The following is a 14,848-nucleotide window of genomic DNA, read 5'->3' on the forward strand; positions in this document are numbered from 1 at the left end:
CCGATCGTTCCCACGCTCTGCGTGGGAATGCAGCCCGGGACGCTCCGCGTCCCAAAACGGACGCAGAGCGTCCACTTATGCATTCCCACGCAGAGCGTGGGAACGATCAGACTCAGGCCGACTTCGCGAAGATCAACCCCGTCTCACTGGCCATTTCCAACCGGATCGCCACAAATTTCGATGTCGGTGTATGGCTGCCATCCCCGGTGCTTTCCAGCGGCACCAGCGGATTCACTTCCGGGTAATACGCCGCCGCCTGACCCGCCGGAATATCAAACGCCAGTAGCGTAAAGCCTTTCACCCGACGCTCACGACCATCGTCCCAGATCGACACGATGTCAGCCTTCTGCCCCGGTTTGAAGCCCAGGCGAATGATGTCCGCTTCGTTCACGAACAACACATCCCGCTGACCCTTCACCCCGCGATAACGGTCATCCAGACCATAAATCGTGGTGTTGTACTGATCGTGGGAACGCAGCGACTGCATGATCAGGTCCGGCAACACACCCGTGGCACGCGCGCGCTCGTGCACCAGGTCTTTCGGCAAAACGTTTGCACGGAAATTGGCCCGTCCCGACGGCGTGTTCCACTTGCGCGCACCGGCACTGTTGCCGAGGTAGAAGCCGCCCGGATTTTTCACCCGCTCGTTGAAATCGCGAAAACCCGGGATGGTGTCGGCGATCAGGTCGCGGATGCGGTCGTAGTCGGCCACCAGCCAGTTCCAGTCCACCGGTTTGCTGCCCAGAGTCGCGGCGGCGATGCCGGCGATGATTGCCGGCTCCGAACGCATCTGCTTCGACAGCGCCTGCAACTGACCGTTGGAGGCGTGGACCATGCTGAACGAATCTTCCACGGTGACGGCTTGCGGGCCTTCGGTCTGGATATCGATGTCGGTGCGGCCCAGGCACGGCAGGATCAGCGCTTCTTTACCGTGGGCCAAGTGGCTGCGGTTGAGCTTGGTGCTGATTTGCACAGTCAGGTCGCAATTGCTCAGGGCCTGAAAGGTGCGCGGGCTGTCCGGGGTGGCTTGGGCGAAGTTGCCGCCCAGGCCGATGAAGACTTTGGCGCGACCGTCGGCCATGGCGTGAATCGCCTCGACCACGTTGTGACCGTTGTCGCGCGGCACCTTGAACTGGAAGCGACGTTCCAGGGAATCGAGGAACGCCACCGGCGGACGCTCGTTGATGCCCATGGTCCGGTCGCCCTGCACGTTACTGTGACCGCGCACCGGGCACAGACCGGCACCCGGCCGACCGATGTTGCCGCGCAGCAGCATCAGGTTGGCGATTTCCTGGATGGTCGCCACCGAATGGCGATGCTGGGTAATGCCCATCGCCCAACACATGATGACGTTCTTGCCCTTGGCGTACATGCGCGCCGCTTGCTCGATTTCCACCAGCGGCAGGCCGGACTGCTCGACGATCTGCTCCCACGGCGTGTCGTCGACGATGCCCAGGTACTCCAGTACGTTGACGCTGTGTTCATTGAGGAAGTCGTGGTCGAACACCGCAGGCTCACCGGCCTTCTGCGCATCGCGTTCCCATTGCAGCAGGAACTTGGCCATGCCGCGCATGATCGCCATGTCGCCGCCCAGAGCCGGACGGAAGTACGCGGTGTTGGTCGGCTTGTCGCTGTTGGTGAGCATTTCGATCGGGTGTTGCGGGTGCTGGAAACGTTCCAGGCCACGCTCTTTCAGCGGGTTGATGCACACCACCTGAGCGCCGCGTTTTACCGCTTCGCGCAGGGGTTCGAGCATCCGTGGGTGGTTGGTGCCCGGGTTCTGGCCCCAGACAAAAATCGCATCGGCGTGTTCGAAATCGTCGAAGGTCACGGTGCCTTTGCCGACGCCGACACTTTGCGCCAATGCCACACCACTGGCCTCGTGGCACATGTTCGAGCAGTCGGGGAAGTTGTTGGTGCCGTAGCTGCGCACGAACAATTGATAGAGGTACGCCGCTTCGTTGCTGGCACGGCCCGAAGTGTAGAACTCGGCCTGGTTCGGGCTCGACAGGCCCTGCAAATGTTTGGCGATCAAGGCGAACGCCGCGTCCCAGCTGATCGGCTTGTAGCGATCGGTTTCGGCGTCGTAGCTCATCGGCTCGGTCAAACGGCCTTGGTACTCAAGCCAGTAATCACTCTGTTCCAGCAAGGAGCTGACGCTGTGTTTGGCGAAGAATGCGCCATCGACACGACGTTTGGTCGCTTCCCAGTTCACTGCCTTGGCGCCGTTCTCGCAGAACGCCACCATGCCGGCTTCATTGGAGTCGCCCCAGGCGCAACCGGGGCAGTCGAACCCGCCGTTCTTGTTGGTCTTGAGCATCATGCGCAGGTTTTTCAGTGCGTTGTCACTGGTCAACCAGGCCCGGGCCACGCTGGCCAGTGCGCCCCAACCACCAGCCGGACCCTTGTAAGGCTTGTAACGCGGAACGGGTGTCTGGTCGGCTTGATTGTGTTGACTCACGCTTGATTCTCCAACGCAGGGCTGTAGACCCGCGGCGCACTTTTTTGCGGCAGGTGGATGAGGTTGAGGTTGTGCCGACGGGCCCATTGCACGGCAAGGCCGGTGGGCGACGACAGGCTGACCAGGGTTTGAATCCCGGCGCGCAGCACTTTCTGGATCAGTTCGAGGCTGCAACGGCTGGTGACAATCGCCACGCCGCCCGCAGTCGGGATGTTCTGGCGGATCAAGCCGCCGATGAGCTTGTCGAGGGCGTTGTGCCGGCCGATGTCTTCGCGACCCATCAACAATTCGCCCTGGCCGTTCATGAATACCGCCGCATGCACGGCGCCGCAATGCTGGCCCAGCGGCTGGAAGGCGCCGATGCGCTGGCGCAGGCCATCGAGCCATTCGGCGGGCGGCAACGGCGCGCCGGGCAGCACTTTGAGGTCGGGCAACGCTTGTTCCACCGCTTCCACACCACAGAGCCCGCAACCGCTGGTGCCGGCCAGTTGCCGACGTTGCTGCTTGAGGTTCCAGAAGGCGCGGTTGGCGATGGTCACTTGCGCGTATTGCGCCGAACCCTCGCCGGTCAATTGCAGGTCATAGATGTCGGTGGCGTCTTCGATGATGCCGCTGCCGAGGCTAAAACCGACGATGAAGTCTTCAAGATCGGTCGGCGTGACCAACATGACGGCCTGGCTGATGCCGTTATAGGCAATCGCCAACGCGACTTCCTCGGCCAGCGCGGTGCTGTCCGAATCGGTGTATTGAAGGTCGCTGTAACTGTAAGTCTGGCTTGCGTCTGGCGCGGGCGTTTCGAGTGCGGGCGCCGCGCTCGCAGGGCGCTTGGCGTTCATGGCATCACCAACGGATTGATCAGTTGTAAGACTAGGCGCGTCAACATGTCGCGTCTAATCACTAGTACTGATGTACCGATAGATGACGTCGATCAAGAACCTGTCGGCGATTTCTGATAGATCGCAAAACAGGCTTCCGCCAATGCCGAACGCGGGGCGCTACGACGCATGATCAGCCCCAGCCGGCCTAGGGTTTGCGCGTTTTCGATGGGTTGCAGGCGTAGATGGTCGGTGAGATTTTCCAGGCCGCCCTCCAGAGGCATCACCGCGCAACAGAAGCCGCCATGCACCGCTTGTAATAACTGGTGGACTGCGTCGGTTTGCAGCAACGGTTGGGGCGTCAGTCCGCGACTGTGGAAGTTGTGGTCGATGGACTGGCGAAAGTGCATGCCGCTGGTGAGCATGCCCAAGGGCAATTCGATCAGTGATTCCCAACTCAGCGGCGCCTCGCCGAAGGTGTAGAAACGCTGGTCGTAGAGCAGGCCCATGCGGGTTTCACTGAAGGCCAGGGAATCGAAGCGCTCGCCGTCGAGGCGCTCCAGGTAGGACACGCCGAGGTCCAGCCGATTGTTCGCCAGTTGTTCGAGGATCTGCTCGGAACTCAGCGCCGACAGTTCGAAGCGCAGGTTCGGGTGTTCGGCGTGCAGGCGTTGCATCAACGGCAGCGGGTCGAAGCTCGACAGCGGCACCACGCCCAGGCGCAACGTCCCCACCAGATTGCCGCGACACGCCGCCGCCTCGGCCTGCAACCCGTCGTAAGCCGCCAACACCGTGCGTGCCCAGGCCAGCACCCGTTCGCCCGGCGCGGTGAAGCCTTCGAAGCGCTGGCCTCGATTGACCAGCGGCAGCTCCAGTTCTTCTTCGAGACTGCGCAGGCGCATGGACAGGGTTGGCTGGGTGATGTGACAGCGCGCGGCGGCTTGGCCGAAGTGCCGGGTTTCGTCGAGGGCGATGAGGAATTTGAGCTGCTTGATGTCCATCTTCGCTCCAGGGCGCGGGCAGGGTTTGCGATTCTAGCGCTTGCGCGGGGTGGGGTCATTGGTCGGGTTGGAACCAGGGCTTGCAGGCTTGGTCTAGTCTTTTGCGTCTGGACCCTTATCCCATGGAGAGAACACGATGAGCCTTTTCAGCTTTTTAAAAGATGCCGGTGAAAAAATCCTTGATGCGCTGACGCCGGACAAGGCCGAGGCCAACAGCGAGGCGCTGACCAAGCACGTCAAGGATGCACTGACGGGCATCGATACTTCCAAGATTCAAGTGAAGGTCGAAGGCGATAAAGTCATTGCTACAGGCGAAGCCGCGACACAGGAAGAGAAAGAAAAAATCCTGCTGTCGCTGGGTAACGTAGCCGGTGTCAGTGGCGTTGATGATCAGATCACTGTGACGGGAGGAGTGGCCACGCCAGCGAAATTCGTCACGGTCGAGAAGGGCGACACGCTCAGCGCGATTTCCAAGCGTGTGTATGGCGATCCGAACAAGTACGACAAAATCTTTCAGGCCAACAAGCCGATGCTCAAGGATCCGAACAAGATCTATCCGGGGCAGTCGTTGCGGATTCCTGAGTAAGGCTCAAGACCTGTGGCGAGGGGGCTTGCCCCCGTTCGGCTGCGAAGCAGTCGTAAAGATTTTAGGGTCGCTTCGCAACCCAACGGGGGCAAGCCCCCTCGCCACAATTGATCGTTCCCACGCAGAGCGTGGGAACGATCAGAAATGGCGCAAGACCTGTAGGAGCGAGGCTTGCCCGCGAAGCAGTCGACGCGGTTTCAGAGGCCTGCAATCAACTCGCGATAATCGACCACCGCCGCAAACTCCGCCGTGTCCTTCGGCCCTTTGCGGCTGTCCGGCTCGCTCACGGCCAACAGATGCGCCACGCCAAATTGGCGCGCACTGCGCAGGATCGGCAACGTATCGTCGATAAACAGGCTGCGCGCCGGATCGAAACCGATGTCCGCCTGCAAGGCATCCCAGAACTGCGGGTTTTCCTTGGCAAAACCATAATCGTGGGAGCTGATCAAACGCTCGAAATACGGCGCCAGTTCAATCCGTTCCAGCTTGAGTGACAGCGAATCGCGATGGGCGTTGGTGATCATCACCACACGCTTGCCGGCCTGCTTGATCGCCGCCAGAAAGGTATCGGCATCCGGGCGCAGGGCGATCAGGTGTGCGGTTTCGAGTTTCAGTTCGCGTACCGGGATATTCAGCTCGGCGCTCCAGAAGTCCAGGCAGTACCACCGCAACTGGCCGGCATTGCGCTCAAACAGCGGCTGCAATTCCATTTCCGCCATGGCCCGGCTCACTCCGTGCAACTCGGCATATCGCTGGGGCAGGTGTTCCATCCAGAAATGGTTGTCGTAGTGCAGGTCCAGCAGCGTGCCATCCATGTCCAGCAGAACGGTGTCGATGTCACGCCAGGGCAGCAGGGACATAAAAAACTTCTCCAGCGGTAAAAAAGATATCCGGCTCAAACAATCAGGATAGGCCGGGTATAGTAACGCGTTCACGCCAAGGAGCTTTTCATGCGCCAGAAACCCACCGTACTTGCCCGCGAGATTGTCGCCACCAGCCGTTTATTCTGCGTCGAAGAGCTGAAGCTGCGCTTTTCCAATGGCGTGGAGCGCACCTACGAGCGTCTGGTCGGCAAGGGCGCCGGGTATGGCGCAGTGATGATCGTGGCGATGCTCGATGCGGACCACGCGGTGCTGGTCGAAGAATATTGCGGCGGCACCGATGAATACGAATTGTCGTTGCCCAAAGGCTTGATCGAGCCAGGCGAAGACGTGCTGGCTGCGGCCGAGCGCGAGCTCAAGGAAGAGGCCGGGTACGGCGCGCGGCAGTTGGAGCATTTGACCGAGCTGTCGTTGTCCCCCGGTTACATGAGCCAGAAGATCCAGGTGGTCCTGGCCACCGACCTGTACGAAGAACGCCTGGAGGGCGACGAGCCTGAGCCGATGGGCGTGGACAAGGTCAACCTGCGCGAGTTGTCGGGCCTGGCCCAGAACCCCAAATTCACCGAGGGCCGTGCCTTGGCGGCGTTGTATCTGGCCCGTGACTTACTGACTCAACGTGGGGTGTTTTTGCCATGAAATTGAATTTCCCCCATCCGTTGATGGCGCCGGTGGTTGAGCTGGCATTGAAGGCAGGCGATGCGATCCTGCCGTTCTGGCGTACTGGCACGGCCGTGACCGCGAAGTCTGATGATTCGCCGGTGACCGCCGCCGACCTGGCCGCTCATCATCTGATTCTGGCAGGGCTGACGGCACTGGATCCGAGCATCCCGGTGCTGTCCGAGGAAGACGCCGACATCCCCCAGAGCGTGCGCGCCGGGTGGCAGCGCTGGTGGCTGGTGGACCCGCTCGACGGGACCAAGGAATTCATTTCCGGCAGCGAAGAATTTACCGTCAACATCGCGCTGATCGAACAGGGTCGCGTGGTGTTTGGCGTGGTGTCGATGCCAACCAACGGGCGTTTCTACGTCGGTGGCGCCGGGTTGGGTGCGTGGCGTGGTGATCAAGGCGAAACGCCGTTGCCGATTCAGGTGCGCGACGTGCCGGCGGCTGGCGAGGCGTTTACCGTGGTGGCCAGTCGTCGGCATTCCAGCCCGGAGCAAGAGCGCTTACTGGCGGGGCTGAGCGAAAGCCTGGGTGAGTTGCAACTGGCCAATTACGGCAGCTCGCTGAAATTTTGCATGGTCGCCGAAGGGGCGGCGGATTGTTATCCACGCCTGGCACCGACTTCGCAGTGGGACACGGCGGCGGCGCAAGGTGTGCTGGAAGGGGCGGGCGGTGAAGTGCTGGATTTGAGTGGTGCGCCGTTCAGCTATCCGGCGCGGGAATCGTTGCGCAATGAGTTCTTTTTGGCGTTGCCGGCGAAGGCGGCGTGGCGGGAAAAACTGCTGGAGCTTGCACGCGGTTAAGATCGTTCCCACGCTCTGCGTGGTAACGCCTCAAGGGACGCTCCGCGTCCAGTGACGCGGAGCGTCACGGGCTGCATTCCCACGCAGAGCGTGGGAACGATCAATGTCAGCCCGGCTCAGCGGTGCAGGACGTACTGCCCGGTAAACGTCACCGCACTCTCTTCACTCCCCACATTCACAATCCGCGACTGCAGCGTCAACCGCGCCCGGCCATAACGCTTGTACATCGCCACAAACTTCTTCCAGGTCACCGCGCCCGGCGCTTGGCATATGGCGATGGCATCGGTGGTTACCGGCAGCGGGTAATGGATCTGGCCTTCCTGAATCACGATGTGCCCGTCCTCAATCCCTTCTTCACGCAAGCGCAAATGCAGCCAGCCCCAACCCGCCAGCACCGCGCCGCAATACAGGCTGCCGCCGAACATGGTGCTTTTGTGATTGACGTTGGCCTCCAGCGGCAAGTGCAGGCGCAGTTGCTGGTCGTGCCAGTCGAGCACCCGGAGGCCCATGTCCCGCGTGAGGGGGATGTCGTGGTGCAGGATCGATTCCAGGTGACGACTGTCGCGGCTCATGCACGGTTCTCTTGTTTGAAGATGATGATGGGACGGTAGCTCAATCGAGGTCATCGGTGTGGCTGTGGGCGCCGCCGTCGGCGAAGTTCAGCCCGTGCTTGCGCAGTTTGTCGTGCAGGGTCTTGCGCGGAATGCCCAGGGCTTCGGCGAGGCTGCGCACCGAGCTGTGGGAGCGCGCCAGCTCGGCGGCAATCAGGGTTTTTTCGAAGTTTTCCACCTGCTCGCTGAGCCCGCCGCTGACCACTTCGACCGTGGTGCTGACGCCGCCGTCCGGAGCGCTGTTGTCCAGGGCCAGTTCCAGGCCGAGAGCAAAGCGTTCGGCGGCGTTTTGCAGCTCGCGGACGTTGCCTGGCCAGGTGTGGCGCAGCAGCAAAGCCCGTTGCCCCGGTTGCAGTTCGTGGGGCGGCAAACCGTGGCGGGCGCTGGCTTCGTCGGCGAAATGCTGGAACAGCATCAACGCATCTTCACCGCGTTCGCGTAGCGGCGGAATGCGTAAGGGCGCGACGTTCAGCCGGTAATACAAGTCGGCGCGGAAACGTCCCTGATCGGCGGATTGGCGCAGGTCTTCCTTGGTGGCGGCGATGACGCGGATGTCCAGCGGGATCAGTTGATTGCCGCCCAAACGCTCGACCACGCGCTCTTGCAACATGCGCAGCAATTTCACCTGCACATCCAGGCTCATGCTCTCGATCTCATCGAGAAACAGCGTGCCGCCGTTGGCGAATTCGAACTTGCCGATGCGGCGTTTTTGCGCGCCAGTAAACGCGCCGGGTTCGTGACCGAACAACTCGCTTTCCACCACCGATTCGGCCAGGGCCCCGGCGTTGATCGCCACGAACGGACCGTTACGACGGCTCGACAAATCGTGCAGCGCCCGCGCCACCACTTCTTTGCCGGCACCGGTTTCGCCGAGGATCAGCACGTCAGCCTTGGTCGCCGCCAGGGCGCCGATTTGCTCGCGCAGGCGCAGCATCGGTGCTGACTGCCCGACTAGTCGGGCGCTCAGTTCATTGCGGTCGCTCAGGGCCAGGCGCAGGCTGCGGTTGTCCAGCACCAATCGGCGCAAGGCCAGGGCGCGGCGCACGCTGTCGAGCAGGGCGTCGCTGGCGAAGGGTTTTTCCAGGAAGTCATAGGCCCCGGCGCGCATGGCCTGCACCGCCAGCGGCACGTCGCCGTGGCCGGTGATCAGCAGCACCGGCAGCTCCGGGTCCTGGGCATGCAGCTCGGTCAGCAATTCGAGGCCGTCCATGCCGGGCATGCGAATGTCACTGACCACCACGCCCGGCCAGTCGCGCTCCAGTTGCCCGGCCAGGCCCTTGGCTTCGGCCAGGGGCAGGATTTTCAGGCCGGCCAGGTCCAGGGTCTGGCTCAGGGCCTGGCGCAAGTGCGGATCATCGTCGATCAACACGACCTGGATGCGGTTATCGATGGTCATGCACTTCGGTCCTCGGACGGTTGCAGGCTCACGCCGGGTGCGCCGGCGCGCAGCTTCAGGGTAATCAGGGCGCCGCCCTCCTTGTGGTTGGAGAACGACAGTTCACCACCGAAGGCGCGCATCAACGTGTCGCAAATCGCCAACCCCAACCCAAGGCCCTGGGTGCGGGTCTTGGTGGTGTAGAAAGGTTCGCTGGCGCGACCCAGGGCTTCCATGCAAAACCCCGGGCCGTTGTCGCGAATGTACAGGTTGACGCCATCGGCGGTGGATTGGGCACTCAGCCAGAGTTTACGCGGCGGACCTTTTTCGGTCAGGGCGTCGAGGGCGTTGGCCAGCAGGTTGCCGAGCACCTGGCGCAACCGGGTTTCCCCGGCCTCGACCCACAACGTGGCCGCCGGCAGGTCGCGGATCAGCTCGACTTCCATGCTGCGCCGCCGCTTGGCCAGCAACGCCAGGGCATCGTCCAGCGCCGGTTGCAGGGCCACGCTTTCCGGGGCGTGGCGATCGCGGCGGGCGAAGGCGCGCAAGTGGGCGATGATCGAGGCCATGCGCCCGGTCAGTTCGCTGATCAGCTTGAGGTTGCCCCGGGCATCGTCGGTGCGCTGGTGATCGAGCAGTACTTCGGCGTTTTCCGCGTAGCTGCGGATGGCCGCCAGCGGTTGATTGAGTTCATGGCTGATGCTCGCGGACATCGTCCCCAATGCTGACAACTTGCCGGCCTGCACCAGATCGTCCTGGGCGCGCACCAGTTCCTGCTGGGCCTGTTCGCGCTCCAGCACTTCCTGTTTCAGGCGCCGGTTGAGGCCTTCGAGGTCGCTGGTGCGCTCGGCCACCCGGCCTTCCAGTTCGCGGCGGGCCTTGGCTTCGAAGGCGATCCGCTCCAGGTAATGGCGACGGCGCTGCATCATCAGCCCGAGCAGCAACATCAACACCAGCAAGGTGGCGCCACCGATGGCCACGACCGTACGCACCGGGCGGTCGATCAGGGTGCGTGGCGCGAGGATGCTGACGTTCCAGCCGGTTTCCGCAATCGACTGGGTCTGGGTCAGCCAGGCATTGGGGTTGAGCTTCAACGGCTTCGGATCGCGGGTCGGGTAGGGCTGGATCGCGCTGATGGCTTTGTTCTCGTCATCACTCAACGCGCGGGTGGAGCGAAAACGCCACTCGGGCCGCGACGTGAGAATGACCACGCCGTTGTTATCGGTCAGTAGCAGTTGTTCCGGGGTTTTGCCCCACAGGCTTTCGGTGTGATCGAGATCGACCTTGACCACCAGCACGCCGATGACTTTTTCGCCTTCGCGCACGGCGGCGGCGAAGAAGTAACCGCGCTTGGCCGAGGTGGTGCCCAAGCCGAAAAAGCGTCCGAGTCGCCCGGCCATGGCTTCACTGAAGTACGGCCGGAAGGAGAAATTGCGCCCGACGAAACTGTCGTGTTTGTCCCAATTGGACGCGGCGAGGGTCTTGCCGCTGGTGTTCATCAGGTACATGACTTCGGCGCCGGTCTGGGCGCTGATGTTTTTCAGCAGGCGGTTGGCGTTGCCTTGGGTGACGCCATCGTCAGGCGCCCCGAGCACGGCGCGCAAGGCGGGGAGGTCGCCGAGGATTTGCGGCAATACTTCATAACGGTGCAGGGTGCCCAGCAGGTTGGCGACGTAGAGGTCGAGGGTCTGACGATTCTGCCCGGCCAGTTCACTGCGGTAGTAGCGCTCCGCCAGATGCTGCAACGGCCACAGCAACGGTGCCAGGCACAGCGCGAGCAGGGCCAGGCTGCGCCAACGGGGTCTGCGGGGAAGGGTCGGAGTCATGGGCATCGAGCGCCTGGGGGGACAGGCGCATTATGCCTAGGGTTGCGGGCGCAGTCTGCGCAGCTGCGGCACCGCACGGCTGAAGTGAAGATTCAGGCAGGGTTTCAGGAAAAGACGTCAGCGTCCTTAAAGAACGCCGCCGCTGCATCCTTGCCCGACAGTTTTGGCGCCTCATCCAGTTGCCAGTCGATGCCCAGGTCCGGATCGTCCCAGCGAATGGCGCGTTCGGCCGACGGGGTGTAGTAGTCGGTGGTTTTGTAGAGGAATTCGGCGAACTCGCTTAGCACCACGAAGCCGTGGGCGAAACCTTCCGGGACCCACAGTTGACGATGGTTGTCGGCGGACAGGCGAACGGCGACCCATTTGCCGAAGTGCGGCGAGCTGCGGCGAATGTCCACCGCCACGTCGAGCACTTCACCGGCGGTGACGCGCACCAGTTTGCCCTGGGTATTTTCCAGTTGGTAGTGCAGGCCGCGCAGCACGCCTTTTTGCGAGCGGGAATGGTTGTCCTGAACGAACTGCGTGTTCAGGCCGGTCGCTTCTTCGAAAGCCTTGGCGTTGAAACTTTCGTAAAAGAAGCCACGCTCGTCACCAAATACCTTGGGCTCGATGATCAGGACACCGGGCAGGTCGGTGGTGACTACGTTCATGGGTTTTCTCCAGCGATAGAAAAGATGGGGGACATTCTTGCGCAAAGTGCTGGCGGGCGCGAGTGCGGCGATGTCTTTTGCCCCGTGCCGATCAGGGGCGGGGGGTTGCGTATCGGCCGCAGCGGTGGCGATATATGCGCCTAATAAAATCTCAGGGGTCGTTGTATGCCGCTCGCCACGTTGATTCATCGCGCCAGTTTGCCCAGCCCGCAAGTGTCTGCGGAGCAAGCGTCAGCGCTGTTGCAGGCACATTACGGGTTGAGCGGGACATTGCAGGCCCTGGGCAGCCAGCAGGACCTGAACTACCGCGTCGACAGTGAACGCGGTCGTTTCGTCCTGAAAATCTGCCGGGGTGATTACTCGGCGCTGGAGCTGCAAGCCCAGCACGCAGGGCTCAAGCATTTGGCTGAGCACCCTGATGTGCACGTGCCGCGCGTGATTGCCGCGAACAACGGTGCCGATCTGCTTTCTCTGGACATCGACGGGCAAGCGGTGCATGTGCGCCTGCTGGATTACATCGAAGGCCGGTCGCTGACTCACCTTGAGCACTTGCCGGGTTCGGTGGTCGCCGGTTTTGGTCGACTCTGTGGCGAAATGGATCTGGCGCTGGCGGCCTTTGACCATCCGGGGCTGGAGCGCACGCTGCAATGGGACGCCCGCCATGCCAATGCCTTGATCGCCCACCTGTTGCCAGTGATTCAGGATGATCGGCAGCGCGGGTTGATTGCCGCCGCCGCCGAACAGGCCGAACGACGCTTGCTGCCGTTAGTGGCGAAACTGCCGGTGCAGGCGATTCACATGGACATCACCGACGACAACGTGGTCTGGCAGCGGGATTCGCAACGGCAATGGCAATTGCAGGGTGTGATCGATTTCGGCGACTTGATCCGGACCTGGCGCATTACCGATCTGTCCGTGACCTGCGCGGCGCTGCTGCACCACGCCGATGGCGACCCGTTCTGCATCTTGCCGGCGGTGCAGGCCTATCACGCGGTCAATCCGCTGCAGCATGAAGAGTTACAGGCGTTGTGGCCGTTGATCGTGGCCCGCGCGGCGGTATTGGTGCTCAGCGGCGAGCAGCAGGTCAGCATCGATCCGGGCAATGAGTACAGTCGTGACAACCTGACCCACGAATGGGAAATTTTCCGCGTCGCTACCTCGGTGCCGTTAGAACTGATGGAAGCGGCGATCCTGACCACCGTCGGCCACAGCTTGCCGAGTATCGGCAGCGAAGGTTTCGCACCGTTGCTGCCGAGCCTGGTCGGCCGTGAATTTGCCTTGATCGATTTGGGCGTACTCAGCCCGCATTTCGAGGCCGGTAACTGGGAGCAAGAAGGGATCGATCAGCGCCTGCTGACGGAAGCTGCTACGGCCCACGGCCTGGCGGCCAGCCGTTATGGCCAATATCGGTTGTCTCGTACCCGACCGGACAGTGCCGACGAACCCGATACTTGCCCATTGCACGTCGAGTTATGCGTGCCACACGGCACGGCGGTTGAATCGCCGTTTGCCGGGGTGGTTCACCAGCCATCGGCGGGGGTGTTGCAACTCGACGGTCCGCAACTGAGCGTGCGCCTGTGGGGTGTGACCCCGTCGCTGCACAGTGGCGCGGCGCTGGTCAAAGGCCAGGTGCTGGGTTCGGTCAGCGGGCCGCTGAGGGTGCAGTTGTGCCGAGGCGCTGCGTTCGATGCGCCATTGTTTTGCACGCCGTCCCGCGCCTTGGCCTGGCAGGCGTTGTGCCCGTCACCCGCGGTGCTGCTCGGGCTGGCCTGTGACGCTGAGGAGGAACTTGATTCGAAGACGTTGCTGGCACGTCGCGAGGCCAGTTTCGCCCGCACCCAAAAACACTATTACGTCGACCCGCCACGCATCGAGCGCGGCTGGCGTAATCACCTGATCGACATGCAGGGCCGTTCCTACCTCGACATGCTCAACAACGTCGCGGTGCTCGGCCACGGTCATCCGCGCATGGCCGCCGTCGCCAGCCGCCAGTGGTCGCTGCTCAACACCAACTCGCGGTTCAATTACGCGGCGGTGGCGCAATTCTCCGAACGCTTGTTGAAGTTGGCGCCGGATTCCATGGACCGCGTGTTTCTGGTCAACAGCGGTAGCGAAGCCAACGACCTGGCGATTCGTCTGGCGTGGGCGTATAGCGGCGGGCGCGACATGCTCAGCGTGCTTGAGGCGTATCACGGCTGGACGGTGGGCGCGGACGCGGTGTCGACCTCGATTGCCGACAACCCCAAGGCCTTGAGCAGCCGTCCCGACTGGGTGCATCCGGTGATTGCGCCGAACACCTATCGTGGCGAATTCCGTGGCCCGGACAGCGCGCCGGATTACGTGCGCAGCGTCGAACACAACCTGGCGAAAATCGCTGAACAGAAACGCCAGCTCGCCGGGTTCATCTGTGAACCGGTGTACGGCAATGCCGGCGGCATCTCGCTGCCGCCTGGGTATTTGCAGCAGGTTTACGCAATGGTCCGCGCTCAGGGCGGCGTGTGTATCGCCGATGAAGTGCAGGTCGGTTATGGCCGCATGGGCCACTTTTTCTGGGGCTTCGAAGAGCAGGGCGTGGTGCCGGACATCATCACCATGGCCAAGGGCATGGGCAACGGCCAGCCGCTGGGCGCGGTGATCACCCGCCGGGAAATCGCCGAGGCGCTGGAAGCCGAGGGTTACTTCTTCTCCTCGGCCGGGGGCAGTCCGGTCAGTTGCCAGATCGGCATGGCGGTGCTGGATGTCATGGAAGAAGAAAAGCTCTGGGACAACGCCCAGGTCGTCGGCGGTTACTTCAAGGAACGGCTGGAAGCGTTGATCGACATTCATCCGTTGGTGGGTGCGGTACATGGTTCCGGTTTCTATCTAGGGGTCGAGCTGATCCGCAACCGCGACACCCTGGAACCGGCGACCGAAGAAACCACGGCGCTGTGTGACCGCTTGCGTGAGCTGGGGATTTTCATGCAGCCGACGGGGGATTTTCTGAACGTGCTCAAGATTAAGCCGCCGATGGTGACTTCGCGCCGGAGTGTGGATTTCTTTGTCGACATGCTTTCGAAGGTGTTGGGGGAAGGGTTGTAGGATTTGAGACCGCCTTCGCGGGCAAGCCTCGCTCCTACAGGTCGGTGGCGTTTACAAACCTGTAGGAGCGAGGCTTGCCCGCGAAGGCGTCCTCAAAA

General features: G+C 62.3%; 12 protein-coding genes. 4 read left to right on the forward strand and 8 right to left on the reverse strand.

The window, feature by feature from the left end; translation table 11 throughout:
- Positions 1 to 112: 112 nt before the first annotated feature.
- The 3 genes from FQ192_RS13495 to FQ192_RS13505 form a co-directional block, all read right to left on the reverse strand.
- Positions 113 to 2,461 carry an FdhF/YdeP family oxidoreductase gene (locus FQ192_RS13495; RefSeq protein WP_149659052.1) on the reverse strand — a complete coding sequence of 783 codons (2,349 nt, stop codon included), beginning with the start codon at positions 2,459 to 2,461 and terminating at the stop codon, positions 113 to 115.
- Positions 2,458 to 3,297, reverse strand: coding sequence for a formate dehydrogenase accessory sulfurtransferase FdhD (fdhD, locus tag FQ192_RS13500; protein WP_149659053.1), 840 nt, complete (start codon positions 3,295 to 3,297; stop codon positions 2,458 to 2,460). The genes FQ192_RS13495 and fdhD overlap by 4 nt, the downstream gene beginning before the upstream one ends.
- A gap of 92 nt (positions 3,298 to 3,389) precedes the next feature.
- Positions 3,390 to 4,277 (reverse strand): LysR family transcriptional regulator, encoded by an 888-nt coding sequence (locus FQ192_RS13505; protein WP_149659054.1) that lies wholly within the window; start codon positions 4,275 to 4,277, stop codon positions 3,390 to 3,392.
- 136 nt (positions 4,278 to 4,413) lie between these two features.
- Here FQ192_RS13505 and lysM point away from each other — a divergent pair, with 136 nt between their 5' ends.
- The gene (gene lysM, locus FQ192_RS13510) at positions 4,414 to 4,863 is read left to right on the forward strand and encodes a peptidoglycan-binding protein LysM (protein WP_149659055.1); all 450 of its coding nucleotides are present in this window, start codon (positions 4,414 to 4,416) and stop codon (positions 4,861 to 4,863) included.
- Positions 4,864 to 5,060: 197 nt separating this feature from the next.
- Here lysM and yrfG read toward each other — a convergent pair whose 3' ends face one another.
- Positions 5,061 to 5,723 (reverse strand): GMP/IMP nucleotidase, encoded by a 663-nt coding sequence (gene yrfG, locus FQ192_RS13515; protein WP_149659056.1) that lies wholly within the window; start codon positions 5,721 to 5,723, stop codon positions 5,061 to 5,063.
- 90 nt (positions 5,724 to 5,813) lie between these two features.
- Between yrfG and nudE the strand changes: the two genes are divergently transcribed.
- Together nudE and cysQ are read left to right on the forward strand one after the other, a co-directional pair.
- Positions 5,814 to 6,380 (forward strand): ADP compounds hydrolase NudE, encoded by a 567-nt coding sequence (nudE, locus tag FQ192_RS13520; protein WP_133837780.1) that lies wholly within the window; start codon positions 5,814 to 5,816, stop codon positions 6,378 to 6,380.
- On the forward strand, positions 6,377 to 7,210 hold the full coding sequence (cysQ, locus tag FQ192_RS13525) for a 3'(2'),5'-bisphosphate nucleotidase CysQ (protein ID WP_149659057.1): 834 nt from the start codon (positions 6,377 to 6,379) through the stop codon (positions 7,208 to 7,210). Before nudE ends, cysQ begins: the two co-directional genes overlap by 4 nt.
- A 116-nt stretch (positions 7,211 to 7,326) precedes the next feature.
- Here the strand turns inward: cysQ and FQ192_RS13530 are convergent, their stop codons facing one another.
- The 4 genes from FQ192_RS13530 to rfbC form a co-directional block, all read right to left on the reverse strand.
- A complete protein-coding gene (locus FQ192_RS13530; RefSeq protein WP_149659058.1) occupies positions 7,327 to 7,782 on the reverse strand; it encodes a YiiD C-terminal domain-containing protein in 456 nt (151 codons plus the stop codon).
- Positions 7,783 to 7,822: 40 nt separating this feature from the next.
- Positions 7,823 to 9,217 (reverse strand): sigma-54 dependent transcriptional regulator, encoded by a 1,395-nt coding sequence (locus FQ192_RS13535; protein ID WP_149659059.1) that lies wholly within the window; start codon positions 9,215 to 9,217, stop codon positions 7,823 to 7,825.
- Positions 9,214 to 11,022: an ATP-binding protein gene (locus tag FQ192_RS13540; RefSeq protein ID WP_149659060.1), complete on the reverse strand. Its 1,809-nt coding sequence runs from the start codon at positions 11,020 to 11,022 to the stop codon at positions 9,214 to 9,216. The genes FQ192_RS13535 and FQ192_RS13540 overlap by 4 nt, the downstream gene beginning before the upstream one ends.
- Before the next feature lie 104 nt (positions 11,023 to 11,126).
- The gene (rfbC, locus tag FQ192_RS13545) at positions 11,127 to 11,672 is read right to left on the reverse strand and encodes a dTDP-4-dehydrorhamnose 3,5-epimerase (protein WP_149659061.1); all 546 of its coding nucleotides are present in this window, start codon (positions 11,670 to 11,672) and stop codon (positions 11,127 to 11,129) included.
- Between the two features lie 165 nt (positions 11,673 to 11,837).
- Between rfbC and FQ192_RS13550 the strand changes: the two genes are divergently transcribed.
- Positions 11,838 to 14,750, forward strand: a complete 2,913-nt coding sequence (locus FQ192_RS13550; protein WP_149659062.1) for an aminotransferase — start codon at positions 11,838 to 11,840, stop codon at positions 14,748 to 14,750.
- The last annotated feature ends 98 nt before the right edge of the window (positions 14,751 to 14,848 follow it).

This window comes from Pseudomonas sp. ANT_J12, assembly GCF_008370045.1.
Taxonomy (GTDB): domain Bacteria; phylum Pseudomonadota; class Gammaproteobacteria; order Pseudomonadales; family Pseudomonadaceae; genus Aquipseudomonas.